The 15,674-nt window shown below is 68.0% G+C and carries 23 protein-coding genes; 20 read left to right on the top strand and 3 right to left on the bottom strand.

Annotated elements, in window-relative coordinates; all coding sequences use genetic code 11:
- Positions 1-46 precede the first annotated feature (46 nt).
- The 10 genes from QFZ53_RS07560 to QFZ53_RS07605 all read left to right on the top strand — a co-directional run bounded on the left by QFZ53_RS07560 (position 47) and on the right by QFZ53_RS07605 (position 4,440).
- A complete protein-coding gene (locus QFZ53_RS07560) occupies positions 47-493 on the top strand; it encodes an Asp23/Gls24 family envelope stress response protein (protein WP_292905666.1) in 447 nt (148 codons plus the stop codon).
- Positions 490-681 (top strand): DUF2273 domain-containing protein, encoded by a 192-nt coding sequence (locus QFZ53_RS07565; protein ID WP_292905664.1) that lies wholly within the window; start codon positions 490-492, stop codon positions 679-681. Before QFZ53_RS07560 ends, QFZ53_RS07565 begins: the two co-directional genes overlap by 4 nt.
- Positions 678-1,010 (top strand): hypothetical protein, encoded by a 333-nt coding sequence (locus QFZ53_RS07570; protein ID WP_307295108.1) that lies wholly within the window; start codon positions 678-680, stop codon positions 1,008-1,010. Before QFZ53_RS07565 ends, QFZ53_RS07570 begins: the two co-directional genes overlap by 4 nt.
- Positions 1,010-1,576, top strand: a complete 567-nt coding sequence (locus tag QFZ53_RS07575) for a DUF6286 domain-containing protein (protein WP_307295110.1) — start codon at positions 1,010-1,012, stop codon at positions 1,574-1,576. Before QFZ53_RS07570 ends, QFZ53_RS07575 begins: the two co-directional genes overlap by 1 nt.
- Positions 1,573-2,175 (top strand): hypothetical protein, encoded by a 603-nt coding sequence (locus QFZ53_RS07580; RefSeq protein WP_307295112.1) that lies wholly within the window; start codon positions 1,573-1,575, stop codon positions 2,173-2,175. The genes QFZ53_RS07575 and QFZ53_RS07580 overlap by 4 nt, the downstream gene beginning before the upstream one ends.
- 145 nt (positions 2,176-2,320) lie before the next feature.
- The gene (locus tag QFZ53_RS07585) at positions 2,321-2,494 is read left to right on the top strand and encodes a CsbD family protein (RefSeq protein ID WP_292905656.1); all 174 of its coding nucleotides are present in this window, start codon (positions 2,321-2,323) and stop codon (positions 2,492-2,494) included.
- 43 nt (positions 2,495-2,537) lie between these two features.
- Positions 2,538-2,804 carry a GlsB/YeaQ/YmgE family stress response membrane protein gene (locus tag QFZ53_RS07590; protein ID WP_292905654.1) on the top strand — a complete coding sequence of 89 codons (267 nt, stop codon included), beginning with the start codon at positions 2,538-2,540 and terminating at the stop codon, positions 2,802-2,804.
- 111 nt (positions 2,805-2,915) lie between these two features.
- Positions 2,916-3,482 (top strand): RNA polymerase sigma factor, encoded by a 567-nt coding sequence (locus QFZ53_RS07595; protein ID WP_307295115.1) that lies wholly within the window; start codon positions 2,916-2,918, stop codon positions 3,480-3,482.
- Entirely contained in the window at positions 3,479-4,105 is a 627-nt protein-coding gene (locus QFZ53_RS07600) for a hypothetical protein (RefSeq protein ID WP_307295117.1), read from the top strand. Before QFZ53_RS07595 ends, QFZ53_RS07600 begins: the two co-directional genes overlap by 4 nt.
- Positions 4,102-4,440: a hypothetical protein gene (locus QFZ53_RS07605; RefSeq protein WP_307295119.1), complete on the top strand. Its 339-nt coding sequence runs from the start codon at positions 4,102-4,104 to the stop codon at positions 4,438-4,440. The genes QFZ53_RS07600 and QFZ53_RS07605 overlap by 4 nt, the downstream gene beginning before the upstream one ends.
- A gap of 25 nt (positions 4,441-4,465) precedes the next feature.
- Here QFZ53_RS07605 and QFZ53_RS07610 read toward each other — a convergent pair whose 3' ends face one another.
- The gene (locus QFZ53_RS07610; RefSeq protein WP_307295120.1) at positions 4,466-5,200 is read right to left on the bottom strand and encodes a hypothetical protein; all 735 of its coding nucleotides are present in this window, start codon (positions 5,198-5,200) and stop codon (positions 4,466-4,468) included.
- A 78-nt stretch (positions 5,201-5,278) separates the two neighbouring features.
- Positions 5,279-6,124 carry an SDR family oxidoreductase gene (locus tag QFZ53_RS07615; protein ID WP_292905644.1) on the bottom strand — a complete coding sequence of 282 codons (846 nt, stop codon included), beginning with the start codon at positions 6,122-6,124 and terminating at the stop codon, positions 5,279-5,281.
- A gap of 94 nt (positions 6,125-6,218) precedes the next feature.
- Here QFZ53_RS07615 and QFZ53_RS07620 point away from each other — a divergent pair, with 94 nt between their 5' ends.
- The 7 genes from QFZ53_RS07620 (at position 6,219) to QFZ53_RS07650 (ending at position 12,650) form a co-directional block, all read left to right on the top strand.
- Positions 6,219-6,584 (top strand): winged helix-turn-helix transcriptional regulator, encoded by a 366-nt coding sequence (locus QFZ53_RS07620; RefSeq protein ID WP_292905642.1) that lies wholly within the window; start codon positions 6,219-6,221, stop codon positions 6,582-6,584.
- A gap of 102 nt (positions 6,585-6,686) precedes the next feature.
- Positions 6,687-8,225 carry an APC family permease gene (locus tag QFZ53_RS07625; protein ID WP_307295123.1) on the top strand — a complete coding sequence of 513 codons (1,539 nt, stop codon included), beginning with the start codon at positions 6,687-6,689 and terminating at the stop codon, positions 8,223-8,225.
- Entirely contained in the window at positions 8,225-8,698 is a 474-nt protein-coding gene (gene rraA, locus QFZ53_RS07630) for a ribonuclease E activity regulator RraA (protein WP_292905638.1), read from the top strand. Before QFZ53_RS07625 ends, rraA begins: the two co-directional genes overlap by 1 nt.
- Before the next feature lie 9 nt (positions 8,699-8,707).
- Positions 8,708-9,553, top strand: coding sequence for a tRNA pseudouridine(38-40) synthase TruA (truA, locus tag QFZ53_RS07635; protein ID WP_292905636.1), 846 nt, complete (start codon positions 8,708-8,710; stop codon positions 9,551-9,553).
- Positions 9,553-10,836: a hypothetical protein gene (locus QFZ53_RS07640; protein ID WP_307295126.1), complete on the top strand. Its 1,284-nt coding sequence runs from the start codon at positions 9,553-9,555 to the stop codon at positions 10,834-10,836. Before truA ends, QFZ53_RS07640 begins: the two co-directional genes overlap by 1 nt.
- A gap of 223 nt (positions 10,837-11,059) precedes the next feature.
- Positions 11,060-11,938, top strand: a complete 879-nt coding sequence (locus QFZ53_RS07645; RefSeq protein ID WP_307295127.1) for a hypothetical protein — start codon at positions 11,060-11,062, stop codon at positions 11,936-11,938.
- A gap of 43 nt (positions 11,939-11,981) precedes the next feature.
- Positions 11,982-12,650, top strand: a complete 669-nt coding sequence (locus tag QFZ53_RS07650) for an endonuclease/exonuclease/phosphatase family protein (protein WP_307295130.1) — start codon at positions 11,982-11,984, stop codon at positions 12,648-12,650.
- 39 nt (positions 12,651-12,689) lie between these two features.
- Here the strand turns inward: QFZ53_RS07650 and QFZ53_RS07655 are convergent, their stop codons facing one another.
- Entirely contained in the window at positions 12,690-13,661 is a 972-nt protein-coding gene (locus tag QFZ53_RS07655; RefSeq protein ID WP_307295131.1) for a GlxA family transcriptional regulator, read from the bottom strand.
- Between the two features lie 70 nt (positions 13,662-13,731).
- Here QFZ53_RS07655 and QFZ53_RS07660 point away from each other — a divergent pair, with 70 nt between their 5' ends.
- From QFZ53_RS07660 to rpsI, 3 genes are all read left to right on the top strand, one after another.
- Positions 13,732-14,484: an MBL fold metallo-hydrolase gene (locus QFZ53_RS07660; RefSeq protein ID WP_307295133.1), complete on the top strand. Its 753-nt coding sequence runs from the start codon at positions 13,732-13,734 to the stop codon at positions 14,482-14,484.
- Positions 14,485-14,700: 216 nt separating this feature from the next.
- Positions 14,701-15,147, top strand: a complete 447-nt coding sequence (rplM, locus tag QFZ53_RS07665; protein WP_292905625.1) for a 50S ribosomal protein L13 — start codon at positions 14,701-14,703, stop codon at positions 15,145-15,147.
- 32 nt (positions 15,148-15,179) lie between these two features.
- Complete coding sequence (gene rpsI, locus QFZ53_RS07670) at positions 15,180-15,665, top strand: 30S ribosomal protein S9 (protein ID WP_292905623.1); 486 nt, start codon at positions 15,180-15,182, stop codon at positions 15,663-15,665.
- The last annotated feature ends 9 nt before the right edge of the window (positions 15,666-15,674 follow it).

Below are 15,674 nucleotides of genomic sequence, written 5' to 3' on the forward strand. Positions count from 1 at the left end.
CGACCCGCGTCCTCACCGGACACGGACACACGGATAGGAGCTCAAGATGGCGAATGTGACTGGTGGCACCCAGCCCAAGGCTCAGGTCGTCTCGGCGCCGCAGGGGGCGGCAGCGGGGAAGACCACGATCGAGGACGGCGTGGTCGCGAAGATCGCGGGAATCGCCGCACGGGACGTCAGCGGCGTGTACGCGCTCGGCGGGGGCGCCGCGCGTGTGGTGGGGGCCATTCGCGACGCGCTGAACACGACCGACCTCGCACAGGGGATCAGCGTCGAGGTGGGGGAGACGCAGGTCGCGGTCGATGTCACGATCGTCGCCGAGTATCCGGTGTCGCTGCAGAAGGTCGCCGATGACGTGCGCTCCGCGATCGTCCACGCGATGGTCGAACTGGTCGGCATGGAGGTGGCCGAGGTCAACGTCACCGTCAACGACGTGCACATCCCGTCCGACGACGATGACGCCGACCGCAGCCAGGAGGCGCGAGTCCAGTGAACGCCTCGGTGATCGGCGCCGCCGCCGGGGCGGCGCTCGCGCTGACCTGGGTCGTGCTCGGCTTCTGGGCATTCGTCCTGGTCGCCGTCGCGATGCTCGTCGGCGCGATCATCGGGCGCATCGTCGACGGACGTCTCGACGTGCGAGCGCTGGCGGAGGTCTTCCGAGGCAGGCGCTCGTCATCATGACGCTCGTCGACCCTGTGGGGAGGACACCGGGGCGGACGACCGTCAGTGCCCGTGCGCTGCAGCACCTGGCGACTGGCTTGGCGCGCGACGCGGCCCGTGTGCCGCGTCGCGACGTCGCGGTCGCCCTCTCCGACGAACGTGGCCAGCTGCGTGTGTCGGTCACGGTGCCGGTCGCACTCGCCGACGACGGCGGTCGATCTCTCGTCGCGAGCGCCGAGGGGCTGCGGTCGGCCGTGATCGGCGGGATGCGTGAGCTCGCAGGGCGGGCAGTCGGAACAGTGGATGTGCGCTATTCGGGCGTGCGGAAGATCAGCGAGAGGAGGGTGTGATGACGAGCGAACGATCGGCCTACCGGCGTGTGCTGCGGCGTGAGACGCACTCGTCTCGAACCGCACCGGCCGTCGTGACGGCCGTCGTCGCGATCGTGATCCTGCTGGTGCTTGCGGTCGGTGGAGTGTGGGGACTCCTCGATCCGAGCATCCGCGGCACAGCGGGTGCCTGGCTGGATCGGGCGGTTCCGCCGCGCAACCGACCCGAAGCGCTCGTCATCGCGGGTGCGGTCGCTTCGGTGATCGGGCTCGTCCTTCTCGCTCTCGCCGTGCTCCCTGGCCGGCGCGCCCGGCGGGCTCGCACCACGGAGCGCCTCGCACTGCTGGTCGACGACGGAGTCCTGGCGGACGCGGTGGCGGATGCCGTCGCCCTCCGCTGCGGAATCGATCGCCGGCAGGTGGCGACGACGCTGGGGCGTTCGCGGGTGTCCGTCCGGATCACCCCGACCAGCGGCATCCGTGTCGATGAGAGCGCAGCGGAGGCCGCGGCATCCGAGGCGGTGTCCGCCCTCGGCTTCACTGTGACACCCCGCGTGCACGTCGCTTCGACGGGTGTGGTGGCATGAACTCGACCAATCGGGTCCTCAATCGTGCTCTGCTGCTCGTGTCCGGTGTCGTCCTGCTCGTCGCTGGGGCGACGTGCGTGGCGGTCGGACTCCAGCCAATGTGGTTCCAGCCGTGGCAGGAGCGCGCGGTCGAGGCGGCCTCTCGAATCGGAGAGCCGAGCATCGAGATGGGTAGCGGGGGCGCCGTCTCGATCGCGGCACTCGCGGGTCTGGGGGCAGCGGTGCTGGCCGCCTTGCTGCTCGTCGTCTTCGTCTTCACGCGGGGGCGCGGGAAGACGAAGAGCGTGCTGAAGGTCGATGCGGAGCGTGGGCGAACCGTCGTCGATCGCAACGTCGCCGAGACGGTCCTCGCAGGCTCTCTCGCCGAGCGGCCCGACGTCCTGTCAGCCCGCACCGGCGCGTATCTGGTGCGGGGAACGCGTGCCGTCGAACTGGCCGTGACCGTGCAGCGCGGAGCATCTCTCGACCGGGTGCTCGCCGCCGCAGAGGACGCGGTGCGCGCGTGGGACACCCTGCTCGGAGAGCGCGCCCCGATCATGGTGCACCTCGCCGATCGCAGTTGGCGGGACGCGCTGAGACCACGCACGAGGGTGCGTTGAGGCGAGACGGACAGGGCGAACAAGGCATGTCGCTCGATCCAGCACGCGGGGCGGAAGCTGTGGACAGCCACGCGCTGAACCACGAGATCCATCATCGACAGGATTCGGTCGCGAGATCCGCGACCGAGCAGGGAAAGGAGACGCCATGAGCGCTCAGGACAAGATCAAGGCGGCAGCGGAGAAGGTCGCAGGCAAGGTCGAGGAGACGGTCGGGACCGTCACCGGTGACGACGGGCTCGTCGCCGAGGGTAAGGCAAAGCAGGCGCAGGGCAGCATCAGGAAGACCGCGGAGGACGTCAAGGACGTGTTCAAGAAGTAGCGGACTCAGACGCATCCATCTCACATCGAAAGGACAAGCACCAATGAGCTTCTTCGGATTCCTTCTCCTAGGCCTGATCGCCGGCGCGATCGCCAAACTCCTGATCCCCGGCAAGCAGGCGGGAGGGTGGTTCGTCACACTGCTGCTCGGTGTCGTGGGCGCGATGCTCGGAGGTTGGCTGGGCGGCCTGCTCTTCAACGTCAGCCTGGAGTCGTTCTTCTCGCTCGGGACGTGGGTTCTCGCCATCGGCGGTTCGCTGATCGTGTTGCTCATCTACGGATCGATCGCGGGTCGACGCGCGAAGGCGTGAGGAAGCAGACAGAACTCGGCGGCATCGGATGCGCGCTGCGCAATGCTGGGGTCGGGGCATCGGCGACGATGCCCCGACCCGACCGAGGGTACCGGGGCGAAAGGGTGGGGGATGGACGTCAGACGTTCGAGCAATGCGCTTGAGCGCGCGGACGATGCGATCGTCGCCGGGCGGGCGATGGACGGAGATGTCGCGGCGTTCGCTGTGCTGGTGCGGAGGTACACGCCGATGATGCGGGCCTACACGCACCGGATGCTGAACGCATCCGCCGACGTCGACGACATCGTGCAGGAGGCGTTCGTGACCGCATGGCAACGCCTGCCGGAGCTCGACGACCCGGCGAAGGTGAAGAGCTGGCTGATGCGGATCGTCAGCCGAAGGGCGGTCGACCGGTTGCGGGCGACGCGCCCGGCGGTGGACATCGACGACCTTGAACAGCCGGCTCCCTCGCATGCCTCACCGTCACGGGTCGCCGAGGCGAAAGCCGAGGTCCAAGCGCTCGGTGCGGCACTGAACGAACTGCCCGAAGGGCAGCGCGAGTGCTGGGTGCTGCGCGAGATCGGCGGATACTCCTACGACGAGATCGCCGAGGAGCTCGACATTCCCGTGAGTACGGCGCGCGGACTTCTCGCTCGCGCCAGGAAGTACATCATCGTGCGGATGGAGGAGTGGCGATGACCGACGAACGAGACGCACCTGAGCTGCGCCGGCTCGGGCTCGAACCTGCTGACCTCGACGGGCACACGATCGAGCAGCTCACGGACTACCTCGATGCGGGGCGGGTGCCGGCCGATCCCACGATCGACGACTCGGCCGGATGCCGGCTCGCGTTGGACGCCCTCGAGCGGCTGCACGCCGTCACCGGTCGGCTGATGGCCGACGACGAGGCCGCCGAAGCAGAGGCGGACGAGAGCTGGGTGGATCGCGTCCTCAGCGGCATCGTCCTGGACGCGCGATCCGGACGCCGCGTCCCGATCGCATCCTCATCCCCGACCGCCGACCTCGGGATCACGGAGGGGGCTGTCCGCGGCCTCGTCCGGGCCGCGGAGAACAGCATCCCCGGAGTTCTCGTCGGGCGTTGCCGGCTCGACGGCGACATCGAACAGCCGGGGGCGCCGGTGCGCGTGCTTCTCGATGCCAGCGTTCCCTACGGAGATCCCATCTCTGACGTGGTCCAGCGGCTGCGCGCGGAGGTGGGCGTGCGGCTTCGTGCCCACACGGAGCTGAACGTGACCGGCATCGACATCGTGATCCGTGATGTCAGGGATCCGTCGTCGTGGAGTGAGGAGGACCGCGGATGACAGAACTACAGCAACCGTCTCTCGCGGCGCAGATCGAGTCCGCGCTGCGATCGGCGCCGGGCGTGCGGAGCGTCTATCGGTCCGGATCATTGGTGTCGAACTTGATCGGCCGCGGCGCGGCCGCTCTCGGTCTGGGCGACGGCGATGAACCTCTCGTCGCCGTGATGCGCGATGGCGAGAGCGCCAGCGTGGAGGCATCGATCGCTGTCGACGGCGCCCAGAGCACAACCGAGACGGTGCGATCGGCGCAGATCGTGGTCGAGCGTGTGCTCGGCGCAGCCGGTGTGGAGACGTCAGAGATCCGGCTCACCGTCGTGCATGTGCAGGAGCCCTGACCGCCGCGGTGCGACAGATGGGCGCTCAGGCTGCGGCTCTCGTCGTCGGCGGATGTTCGCCGGCGTCGCGAGGGTCGAACTCGGCGCCGCCGATCATGAAGATGCCACGCTGAGGCATCCAGAATCCGCCGAGCCTGGTCTGCTCGGCGAGCGGGGCGACCGGGCCCAGACTCTCACCGTGCAGTGAGGCGAGTGAGGACTCGACCACCCACATCCGGTCGAGTCTCGCTCGGAAGCGCTGCCGGTTCGGGGTGTCGCCGGTCATGCCGATCCGTCCCGCTCCGAGCGCGGGTCCGGCCATGCCGCCGAGCATCGAGAGAAAGCGCTCGCTCTGCCAGGCGGCATGGGGGAGCCCGCCCGCCATGGCTGACATCATCCGCGACATCGGAGTGGTGGTGAGGACGACGTCCCAGCGCAGATCGATGTCGTCGTCGATGCGCACGGAGAACCGGCGATCGTCGCTCCATTCGACGGCGATGTCGTGCACCGAGGTCGCCTCCAGCGCGCTGCCGAAGTAGCGAGGGCACGAGAGGCTCGCGTCGATGGTCGTGTAGATGCGCCAGGCGCCGTCGGGGGTGCGCGACCACACAGAGGTGTACCCGGGCCCCACCGAGGTCACGGGGAACCGGCGTAGCCCCAGCACCTGGCCGGAGGCGAACGGCAGGCTCATCAGGGCGTAGCCCAGGAACCGCTCCGTCGGGCCCGGCGGGAGTCCCGCCAGAGCTTCGACGTCGGCCGCGAGATCGCGTGCACTGGGCATGATGCCTCCGGTGCTGACGCTACTCCCGCGGCCGACCTCGTGGGGGTCGATCTCTCACGACGGCCCGGGCCGACCGCCTCAGGCGGCGGCGCGCAGACCCTCGACGAGCGGAGTGGTCGGGCGGCCGATCAGGCGCGAGAGGGTGCCGTCGGTGTCGGCCAGTGCGCCGTTGCGGATGCCGGCATCCAAGGCCGACACGAAGCCCACGGTGCCCTCGTCGAGACCGAAGCCGCGAAGGGCCGCGACCTGCTCGTCGAAGCTCAGCGGCGCGTAGGTCACCTCGCGACCCGAGATCTCCGAGAACGCTGCGGCCAGATCGCCGTAGTTCCACGCGACGTCGCCGCCGAGCTCGTAGACCTTGCCGATGTGCCCGTCTTCGAGCAGGACCACGGCCACAGCTTCCGCATAGTCCTTGCGGCTCGCCGAGGCGACCCGTCCGTCTCCCGCGCCCGACGACAGCACGCCGGTCTCGGCGGCCGTGGCGAGGTCTCCCAGGTAGTTCTCGGTGTACCAGTTGTTGCGCAGGATCACGGCGGGCAGTCCGGCCGCGGCGATCGCCTCTTCCGTTGCCTTGTGCTCGGGGGCCAGCACGAGGTCGCTCGTCGTCGCCTTCGGCGCGCTGGTGTACACGAACTTCGACACGCCTGCCGCCGCGGCGGCATCGATGACGGCCTGGTGCTGCGGCACGCGCTGTCCGACCTCCGAGCCCGACACGAGGACGACGGAGTCGACGCCCTGGAGCGCGGCGGTGATCGACGCCGGGTCGGTGTAGTCGAGGTGCACGGCCCGCACGCCGAGGTCGGCGGCCTTCGACACGTCGCGGGCGCCGGCGACGATCTGGTCCGCTGACGCGCCGCGCTCGAGCAGGCTCGCGACGATGAGGCGGCCGAGCTGGCCGGTGGCGCCGGTGACGAGGATGGTCATGGGGTGTCCTTTCGTAGGTGACCTCTGCGACAACCTCCTGACCCCTCGGGAACATTCCAGCCGGAGGGTACCCACTTTGAAGTAAGGTACCTACATGACGGTGAGTTTTGCAGAGATCAAGGCCTCGATGCCGATGGTGTTCGAGTCCGGATGCTCGACCCGGGTCATCCTCGACCACATCATGAGCAAGTGGGGAGTGCTCGTCCTCGCGGCTCTCTCCGACGGCACCAGGCGATGGGGCGAGCTGCGCCGTGAGGTCGATGGCATCAGCGAGAAGATGCTCGCGACGACGCTGCGCACCCTGGTCGATGACGGCATCGTGCACCGCGAGTCGTTCCCGACCGTTCCGCCGCACGTCGAATACAGCCTCACTCCGCTCGGACGCGATCTGATGGAACGGATGCTGCCGCTGATCGGCTGGGTCGCCGACCACGCCGACGCGATGGTCGTCAGGTCCTGATCATCTGCGGAATCCATCGTCATTCGCTCGTAACAGATATGTAATCCGTTGTTGTCTCCGGCCTCTTGACGCGAGAAACGTGGTCGGCATACTGTTCTGTTCATGTCAACGACGCCAATTCACCTTGAACGACCCGACGGCAAGGGGCTGGCAACTGGAACACTGGGGCTCTGGGGATCGACCGTCATCGGATTGGCGTCCACCGCACCCGTGTACTCGCTGGTCGCATCCCTCGGCTGGGTGGTCATCGCGGTCGGGGCGCAGGCGCCGATCGCGTTCGTCCTCGCCTTCGTGCCGATGCTCCTGATCGCCTTCGCCTATCGCGAACTCAACAATGCGGTGCCTGACTGCGGCACCACCTTCACCTGGGGCACCAAAGCCTTCGGTCCGTGGGTCGGCTGGATGGGTGGCTGGGGAGTCGCCGTCGCCGGCATGGTCGTCCTGGCCAACCTCGCGCAGATCGCCTCGGTGTACTTCTGGTCGCTGATCGGGCAGGATCTCGAGAACAACGACTGGCGCGTCATCCTCGTCGCCGTCGTCTTCATCGCCGCGATGACCTGGGTGAGCTGGCGCGGCGTCGAGATCGGCGAGCGCATCCAGAACGTCCTGCTCGGCATCCAGTACCTCGCCCTGGTCGTGTTCATCGTGGCGGTGTTCTGGCAGATCGCGAGCGGCAACGCCCCGAACTCCATCGAGTTCTCGTGGGAGTGGATGAACCCGTTCGCCTTCACCTCGTGGTCGGGGTTCACCGAGGCGATCCTGCTGGCTCTGTTCATCTACTGGGGCTGGGACACCTGTCTCGCGCTGAACGAGGAGACCAAGGACCCCAAGCGCATTCCGGGTCGTGCGGCGCTGCTGACCTGCGTCATCCTGCTGTTCACGTATGTCGCAGTGACGATCGCGGCGATGATGTACGCCGGTCTCGGCGAGACCGGAACGGGCCTCGGCAACGAAGAGCACGCGGACGACTTCTTCCTCGCCATCAAAGACGGGCTGCTCGGCCCGTTCGGCTGGGTACTCGTGGTCGCCGTCATCATCTCTGCGGTCTCGTCGACGCAGACCACGATCCTGCCGACTGCGCGCGGCACGCTCGCCATGGGCGTCTACCGCGCGCTCCCGGCGAAGTTCAAAGACGTGCACCCCGTGTACAAGACGCCGTCGTTCTCCACCATCGTGATGGGCGTCGTCGCGGTCGCGTACTACGTCGGCATGACCTTGATCAGCGACAACATCCTGCAGGACTCGATCCTGTCGCTGGGCCTGGCCATCGCCTTCTACTACTCCATCACCGGTTTCGCCTGCGTCTGGTACTTCCGCAAGGACCTCGCGAAGTCGGCTCGCGACCTGTTCTTCAAGGGCATCTTCCCGCTGCTGGGCGGGCTCATGCTCGCGGGGGCCTTCGTGCAGTCGGCGATCGACATGTGGGACGTCGACTACGGCTACACCGTGCTGTTCGGCATCGGCGGCACGTTCGTCGTGGGGATCGGATCGCTCGCCGTCGGCCTGGTGCTGATGTTCCTCTGGTACCTTTTCCCGCGGTCGAAGCGGTTCTTCGCCGGGGAGAGCCTGAACATGGACACGGAGGTCATGGTGCCCGAAGACGTATCCGAATTCCCCCGTTCGATCGACGGTGGCATCTGATGGCGATAGCCACTGCCGATCTGTACGACGAACTCGAAGAGAGCCTCCAGTCGCTGCCGCTGCAATTGCGTTCATTCGGGCTGCGCCGGGCCTTCGACGGGAAGATCCGCACCGTGCGCTGCCACGAGGACAACGCACTGTTGAAGTCGGTGCTGTCGACACCGGGGGAGGGCGCCGTGCTGGTCGTCGACGGGGGAGGCTCGTTGAACCGTGCGCTCATGGGCGACATGATCGCCGCCCTCGCGGTCGAGAACGGCTGGGCCGGCGTGGTCATCAACGGGGCGATCCGCGACAGCGTCGCGATCGACGGGCTCGATCTCGGCGTGAAAGCGCTGGGGACCAACCCGCGCAAGAGCACGAAGCTCGCCACGGGGGAGGCCGACGTCACGGTGTCGTTTGGCGGAGTCGACTTCGCGGTGGGCGCCCACCTGTACAGCGATGAGGACGGCATCCTGGTCGAGCGACTGTCCTAGTCTTGATGCGTGCGCATCCGGCTCGACATCGCTTATGACGGCACCCATTTCCGCGGATGGGCGAAGCAGCCGGGGCTGCGCACCGTGCAGGGGACGCTCGAAGAGGCGCTCGCCCGCATCGTCGGTTCTGATGTGCAGCTCGTGGTGGCGGGGAGAACGGATGCCGGCGTGCACGCTGCGGGCCAGGTCGCTCATGTCGATCTCGACGAGGAGCAGTGGGGTCGTGTCGAGGCGCGGCACGGTCGCGCCGCTCACGATCCGGCAGGCTCCCTCGCCGGTCGCATGCGCGGGGTGCTCGGCGCATACCAGGACGCGACGGTCGCCCGCACATCGATCGCTCCCGAAGGGTTCGACGCCCGCTTCTCGGCCGTGTGGCGTAGGTATCGCTATCGGCTCGCCGACGATGTCGCAGGCTACGACCCGCTGCGACGCGCGAACACGACGACGCATCGCGGCGCTCTGGACGTCGCGAGGATGGATGCCGCCGCGCAGACGCTCATCGGACTCCACGACTTCGCCGCCTACTGCAAGCCCCGTGAAGAGGCAACGACCATCCGCACTCTTCTCGAGTACCGCTGGGAGCGCGACGCCGAGGGGATCCTCGTCGCGGAGCTCAAGGCCGACGCCTTCTGCCACAGCATGGTGCGCGCTCTCGTCGGCGCCTGCGTCGCGGTCGGCGAGGGGCGGCTCGATGTCGCCGATGTCGTGACGCTGCGCGATGCGCTCACGAGGACGAGCGAGTTCAAGGTGCTCGCCGCGCGAGGGCTCACCCTCACCGAGGTGGGGTATCCGGCCGACGAACTGCTCTCGGCGCGGGCTGAGCAGACTCGCGCGCGGCGGTCGATCGACGGCTGATGGGCGCGTCCTTCGTCGAAGTGTCCTCGCCAGGTTGGGCGTTCTGGCGCGCGCTCGCCGATGCGTGCACCGGCGCCAGCGCGGGTGCCCTGTACGCCTTTCTCGGCATCCTGATCGCGGGCATCGTGGGGGAAGAGGCGCTCTGGTCTCTCTATGCGGGACTCGACCTCGACCCGATCTTCCGGGCCGGCATGGGCGTGTTCCTCGTGGTCGCGGCGGTGCTCGGCGTCGGCGTGCCGCTGGTCTTCGTCGCCGAGAGGATCGCGGCGCTGCGCGCCGTGGAACGGCTGCCGAGCGATGCCGTCCCGCCGAGTCAGTTCCGACTCAAGTTGACGACGTCGCCGTTCGCGCTCATGAAGACGACAGGGACGGTGATCTTCTGGTGCGTTGCGGGGGTGGGTGCGTTCTTCGCGCTCGCCGCAGCCTTCGACGAAGACCTGCGCGGTGACGTCGAGACCTGGATCGCGATCGGCGGCTGTGCGGCGCTCGCGCTGGTCGCCTATGCACTGCGTGTGGCCGGCCGACGCGGAGTCGACCGCGCTCACGATCGCGTCGCCGCGATGCGGTCGGGCTGGCAGAGAGACGTTTCGCTGGCCGATCGATCCGATCGGATGCGGCGCGAGGCGGCGCCCGAGGTGCTGGTGCCACGGTGGCTGACCTCTCCGAGCGCGAAACTGATGAACCGCCTGGCTATGGTCTTGCTCAGTGCGACGCTTGCTTCTCTGGGTGCCTTCATGCTGTCTGTGTTCCTGCGCCAGCAGTGCCGAAACTGCGAACCCGTGTACTGGAGCGATCCGGTGGAGACCGGGATCGACGTGCTGAGCCTGGCCAGCGGCATCGCGATCCTGGCGTGCGCGACCGTCGGGGCCGTCGCGTGGATGGGCAGCATCGCAGTGCAGTTCGTGCGCGAGATCGCGCTGTCCCGATGGGTGAGCGACAGGGTGCCGCGGCGGATCGATGTCTCGTGCGTCGCTCCTCTGCTCGCCGAACGGCGTGCCGCGGTGCGCGCCGGGCGCGGGCTCTGCGGCACGGGAACGATCGTGTTGATATTCGGGTGGGGTGTGCTCTGGGCGGATGCCGAGATCGTCGACGGCCGGGCGCTTCTCGGGATCGGCGGAGTGCTGCTGCTCATCGGCTTCTTGGTCGCATGGACGGACGCTCCGCGCAGCAGACGGGAGCGCCAGGCGATCCGCGACGTGCTGGCGCCCGGTGACGTCGCTCGGGCGGGGGACAGGGCGAAGCGCCCGGAGGGGAAGATCCATCGGCGCAGGCGGCGGTCTTAGCCCGCTGCTGCCGGAGATCCGGGGCTCCTGGGCGGGAGCGCCTCGGGCATGACCTGCGCCCGAAGGTTCGTCGCGGTCGCTCTCCCCACAAGAGCGACCCCGACGTGATCCGCGACGCGACCCCAGTCGTTACGGCGGTGCGATTCGCCATAGGGGGAGGCATCGGCGATCCGTATGCTGACTCTAACGAGTGCGTGTTCACGGAGCGGGAGGGAGAACTGTGATGGGCGGTTCGTCTGCTTTCGCGGCCGCGCTGCGGATGGCGATCTCGGAGCGCGGCGTCAGTCTCTCCCGGCTGCACAGCCAGCTCAAGGAAGACGGCAACCCCGTGTCGATGGCGACTCTGAGCTACTGGCGCTCGGGCGACCGGCATCCCGAGGGAGCGCACTCGCTCAGCGTCGTCGAGGGTATCGAGGATCGCCTCGGACTCGACCGGGGGCATCTGACGAGCCAGCTCGGTCCTTCGTCGCGGCTCGGGACCGTCGCGCCGCCGCGGCTGCCTTTCGACGAGGAGCGCGTGCAGCGCGAGGCCGACGAGACGCTGGCCGCGCTGAGGGCTGCTCCGCAGGACGCGCTGCGAGATCTGTCGACGCAGATGACCGTGCACGTCGGGATCGGCGGCACGGTCGAACGCGTCGTGACGAGGGCGCTCGTGCAGTCGACAAAAGGGGTGCTGAGCGAGGTGCCTCTGATCGATGCTGCGCCCGTCGAGACGGACGAGATGCCGGTGATCTCCGAGGTCAAGGGCGGGCGGCTCGATCGCGAGTACCTGCATCCGGGCAGACTTCTCTCGGGGGTCGTGATCGCGCTCGATGAGCCGATCTCGACCGGCGGAACGGCGCTGTTCGAGTTCACCGAGACCTTCCCCCGGGGCTATCCACGGAAACAGTCCGCATGGCACGGGACCGCCCGCGCCGCGCGGGAATCGCTGATCTGGGTGCATTTCCATCCCGACGCGCTCCCGGCGTGGTGCGAGTCGTACGCCGAGACCGAAGAGGACTACGTCTCGACGATGCTGTCGGTGAAGAGCGGAGCGGTCCACCTCGCCAGACACGGATTCGGCCCTGGCGTGCTCGGCATCCGCTGGGGATATGACGAATGATTCCACGCCGTCGCACAGCATCCGCGAGTAGCGTGAAACCGTCATGAAGGTCATCTCCTACAACCTGCAGAAGCACCGCGCGGCCGGAGAGCTCGTCGAACTGGTCCGCGCGCACGACCCCGATCTCCTGTGCCTGCAGGAGTGCGACGTGGCGGGGCTCCCCGAGCAGATCGGCGACCTCGCTCTCGCCGAGGCCACGCAGGGCAATCGACTCGGACTGGCGCTGTACTACCGTGCGAGCACCTACCGGGTGCTCGCAGTCAAGGCCATCGAACTGAAGAAGTCGCTTCACGATCGCATCGCGAAACCGGCGCATGAGCGCGTCCTCGGAGCCCGACTGCACGACATCGACGAGGGGCGCGAACTCATCGTGGCCTCTTTCCACGCCGCCCCGCTCACCGCACTGAACTCACTGCGTCGGCACCAGATCCGCGCCGCGCTCACACAGCTGTCGGCGCTCGGGCCAGGACTGCCCCAGCTCATGGTGGGGGACTACAACTATCCGGTCTTCAAGGAGAACCTCGGCCACGCGATCAGGGAGCACGGGTACGCGCTCACCCTCAGCGACGATCACACCTACACGCGGTATCGGGTCTTCCGCGGACACTACGACTTCGCGACGTCGACCGGGTTCGAGATCGAGCGGGTGACCACTCTTCCGCAGGGATCGAGTGATCACCGGCCGATCCTCGTCACGGCCAGGTTCGACTGACCCGGTCAGCTGCCGTACGGACGTCGGGCGGCGCCTTCGTCATGCGGCGCCTACACGGAACGCCGCGCGGTGCGCGGCGGGGCTCACGCCCAGACGCTGCCGGAAGTGCAGTCGCAGCGACACCGCGCTGCCGAAACCCGCGAGTTCTGCGATGCGCTCGACCGACGCGTCGGAGCTCTCGAGCATCGCGCGAGCGGCCTCGACCCGCTGGTCCAGCAGCCACTGCTGCGGACTGGTCCCGGTGCGCTCGCGGAACCGTCGAGTGAAGGTGCGGCGCGACAGATGAACCGATCCCGCCCAGTCGTCGACGTCGAAGGAGCCCGCGAGGTCGGCGCGGGCCCAGAGCATCGCACGCCCGATCGGATCGTCAGCGGATGCGGCGACCACCGGCGCCGGGATGTACTGCGCCTGTGAGCCGGTGCGATGCGGAGCGAGCACGAGCGCGCGGGCGAGTGCCGCGGCGGCGACGCTGCCGTGATCGGAGCGGACGATGTGCAGGCAGCAGTCGAGTGCGGCCGCCGCTCCGGCGGACGTGATCACATCGCCGAGGTCGGTCCACAGCACGTCGTCGCGCACACCGACCTGCGGCTGCTCGGATGCCAGTCGCGATGCGGCGGCCCAGTGGGTGGAGACCTCGCGTCCGTCAGCCACTCCGGATGCCGAGACGACGAACGTTCCGAGACACAGGCCGACGATCCGGGCACCGCGGGCGTGCGCGGTGCGAACCGCGTCGAGCAGCGGTTCGGAGGGCGTCATGCCGTTCCGCCAGCTCGGGATCACGACGAGGTCCGCGGTCGTCATCGCGTCGAGCCCGGCATCCACCTGAATCGAGTAGCCGGCGCCGGTGGGCATCGAACCCGGATGCTCGGCGCACACCGTGACGTCGTAGAGCCCGTCGACGCTGTCGAGTCCCGCCCCGCCGAACACGAGCGTCGGCACCGACAGGTGGAAGGGGCTGATGTGCGGGAAGGCCAGAACGGCGACCCTCCCGCCAGGGTGCGAACGACTCATGGCCTGATCTTATCGAATAGATGCCTTCAGGCCACTGGATCGTGAACGACGGATGCCGAAGACTGAAGCCATGACACGCATCTCCGCACTTCTCGTCGGCGGCCCGACGCTCCACTTCACGTACGCCGGACTGTCGATCCTCACCGACCCCACCTTCGACGAGCCCGGCGTCTACCCCGGCGGCGCGACGCTCTACAAGCTGGCCGGACCGGCCGTCCCCGCATCCGCACTAGGAGAGATCGACGTCGTCCTCCTGTCGCACGAACAGCATGCCGACAACCTCGACGACTCCGGTCGTGCGCTGCTCGCCGTCGTGCCGCAGGTGCTGACGACGATCGATTCCGCCGAGAGGATCGCACATGCGACCGGACTCGTGCCGTGGCAGCGGCATCGAGTCGGAGATGCGGTCATCACCGCCGTCCCCGCGTTGCACGGCCCGGAGGGTGCCGAGGCGCTGAGCGGCGACGTGACGGGGTTCGTCCTCGAAGCCGACGCGCATCCGACCGTGTACGTCTCGGGAGACAACGCCTCGGTCGACCTGGTCCGCGAGATCGCCGATCGGTTCCCCGACATCGACATCGCGGTGCTGTTCGCGGGTGCGGCCAACGTCGGACGCTTCGGTGACAGCGACCTGACCCTCAACGCGCGCACGGCGCTCGAGGCTGCAGAGGTGCTGGGGGATGCCGTCATCGTCCCGGTTCACGCCGAAGGGTGGTTCCACTTCTCGGAGACGCGCGAGCGCCTGATCGGCATGTTCGCGCACGCCGATCGTGCGGATCGCCTGCAGGTGCTCGAGCCCGGGGAGCGAGCGGACATCGGCTGAGTCCCGCCCGGGGCGGATGCCGCAGAGAGCGTCCGCCCCGATTCGCAAAACCCTGCTCCCATGGCGTAAGCTGTCACTTTGGTACTCGACTGCCGAGTGCCGCGAACGTGAGCCCTCCACTGGCGTGTTCCCCGAAGTCCTGTCCGCAGGCCACAGGGAACCACCCCGGAGTGGGATTCACGAACTTCTCCGTTCGAACAAGAAAGCAGCACTATCGTGACGCGCACTTACACCCCGAAGGCCGGCGAGGTCCAGCGTGACTGGGTCGTCATCGACGCAACCGACGTCGTTCTCGGCCGTCTCGCTTCGCACGCCGCCGCGCTCCTGCGTGGCAAGCACAAGCCGACCTTCGCCAACCACATCGACTCGGGTGACTTCGTCATCATCGTGAACGCCGACAAGGTCGCGCTCACCGGTCAGAAGCTCCAGAAGAAGCTGGCCTACCGCCACTCGGGTTACCCGGGCGGTCTGAAGTCGGTCACCTACGCCGAGCTCCTCGAGAAGAACCCGGTCCGCGCTGTGGAGAAGGCCATCCGTGGCATGCTCCCCAAGAACAGCATCGGCCGCCAGCAGCTGACGAAGCTCAAGGTGTACGTCGGTGCCGAGCACCCGCACGCCGCTCAGCAGCCGCAGACGTACACCCTCGACCAGGTCGCCCAGTAAGCGCCGGACCTAAAGGACTTAAGGACATACTCGTGGCTGACATCCAGGACACCACCGAAACCCCCCAGAACTTCTCGACGTCGACTCCCGAGACCGAAGCAGTCGAGGTGGCTCCCCGCCCCGTGCTCAGCGTCCCGGGCGCCGCTGTGGGCCGTCGCAAGCAGGCCATCGCCCGCGTGCGTCTGATCCCCGGCTCGGGCACCATCACGGTCAACGGCCGCACGCTCGAGGACTACTTCCCGAACAAGCTGCACCAGCAGCTGATCAACGACCCGTTCACGGTGCTCAACCTCGCCGGCGGCTACGACGTCATCGCGCGTATCTCCGGTGGCGGCCCCTCGGGTCAGGCCGGCGCACTGCGTCTCGGCATCGCTCGCGCGCTGAACGAGATCGACGCGGAGAACAACCGTCCGACCCTGAAGAAGGCCGGCTTCCTGTCGCGCGACGCTCGCGTCAAGGAGCGCAAGAAGGCCGGTCTCAAGAAGGCCCGTAAGGCGCCTCAGTACTCGAAGCGCTAAGGTCTCACC

Origin of the sequence: Microbacterium natoriense, assembly GCF_030816295.1 — a bacterium.
In the GTDB taxonomy this organism is placed as follows: domain Bacteria; phylum Actinomycetota; class Actinomycetes; order Actinomycetales; family Microbacteriaceae; genus Microbacterium; species Microbacterium natoriense_A.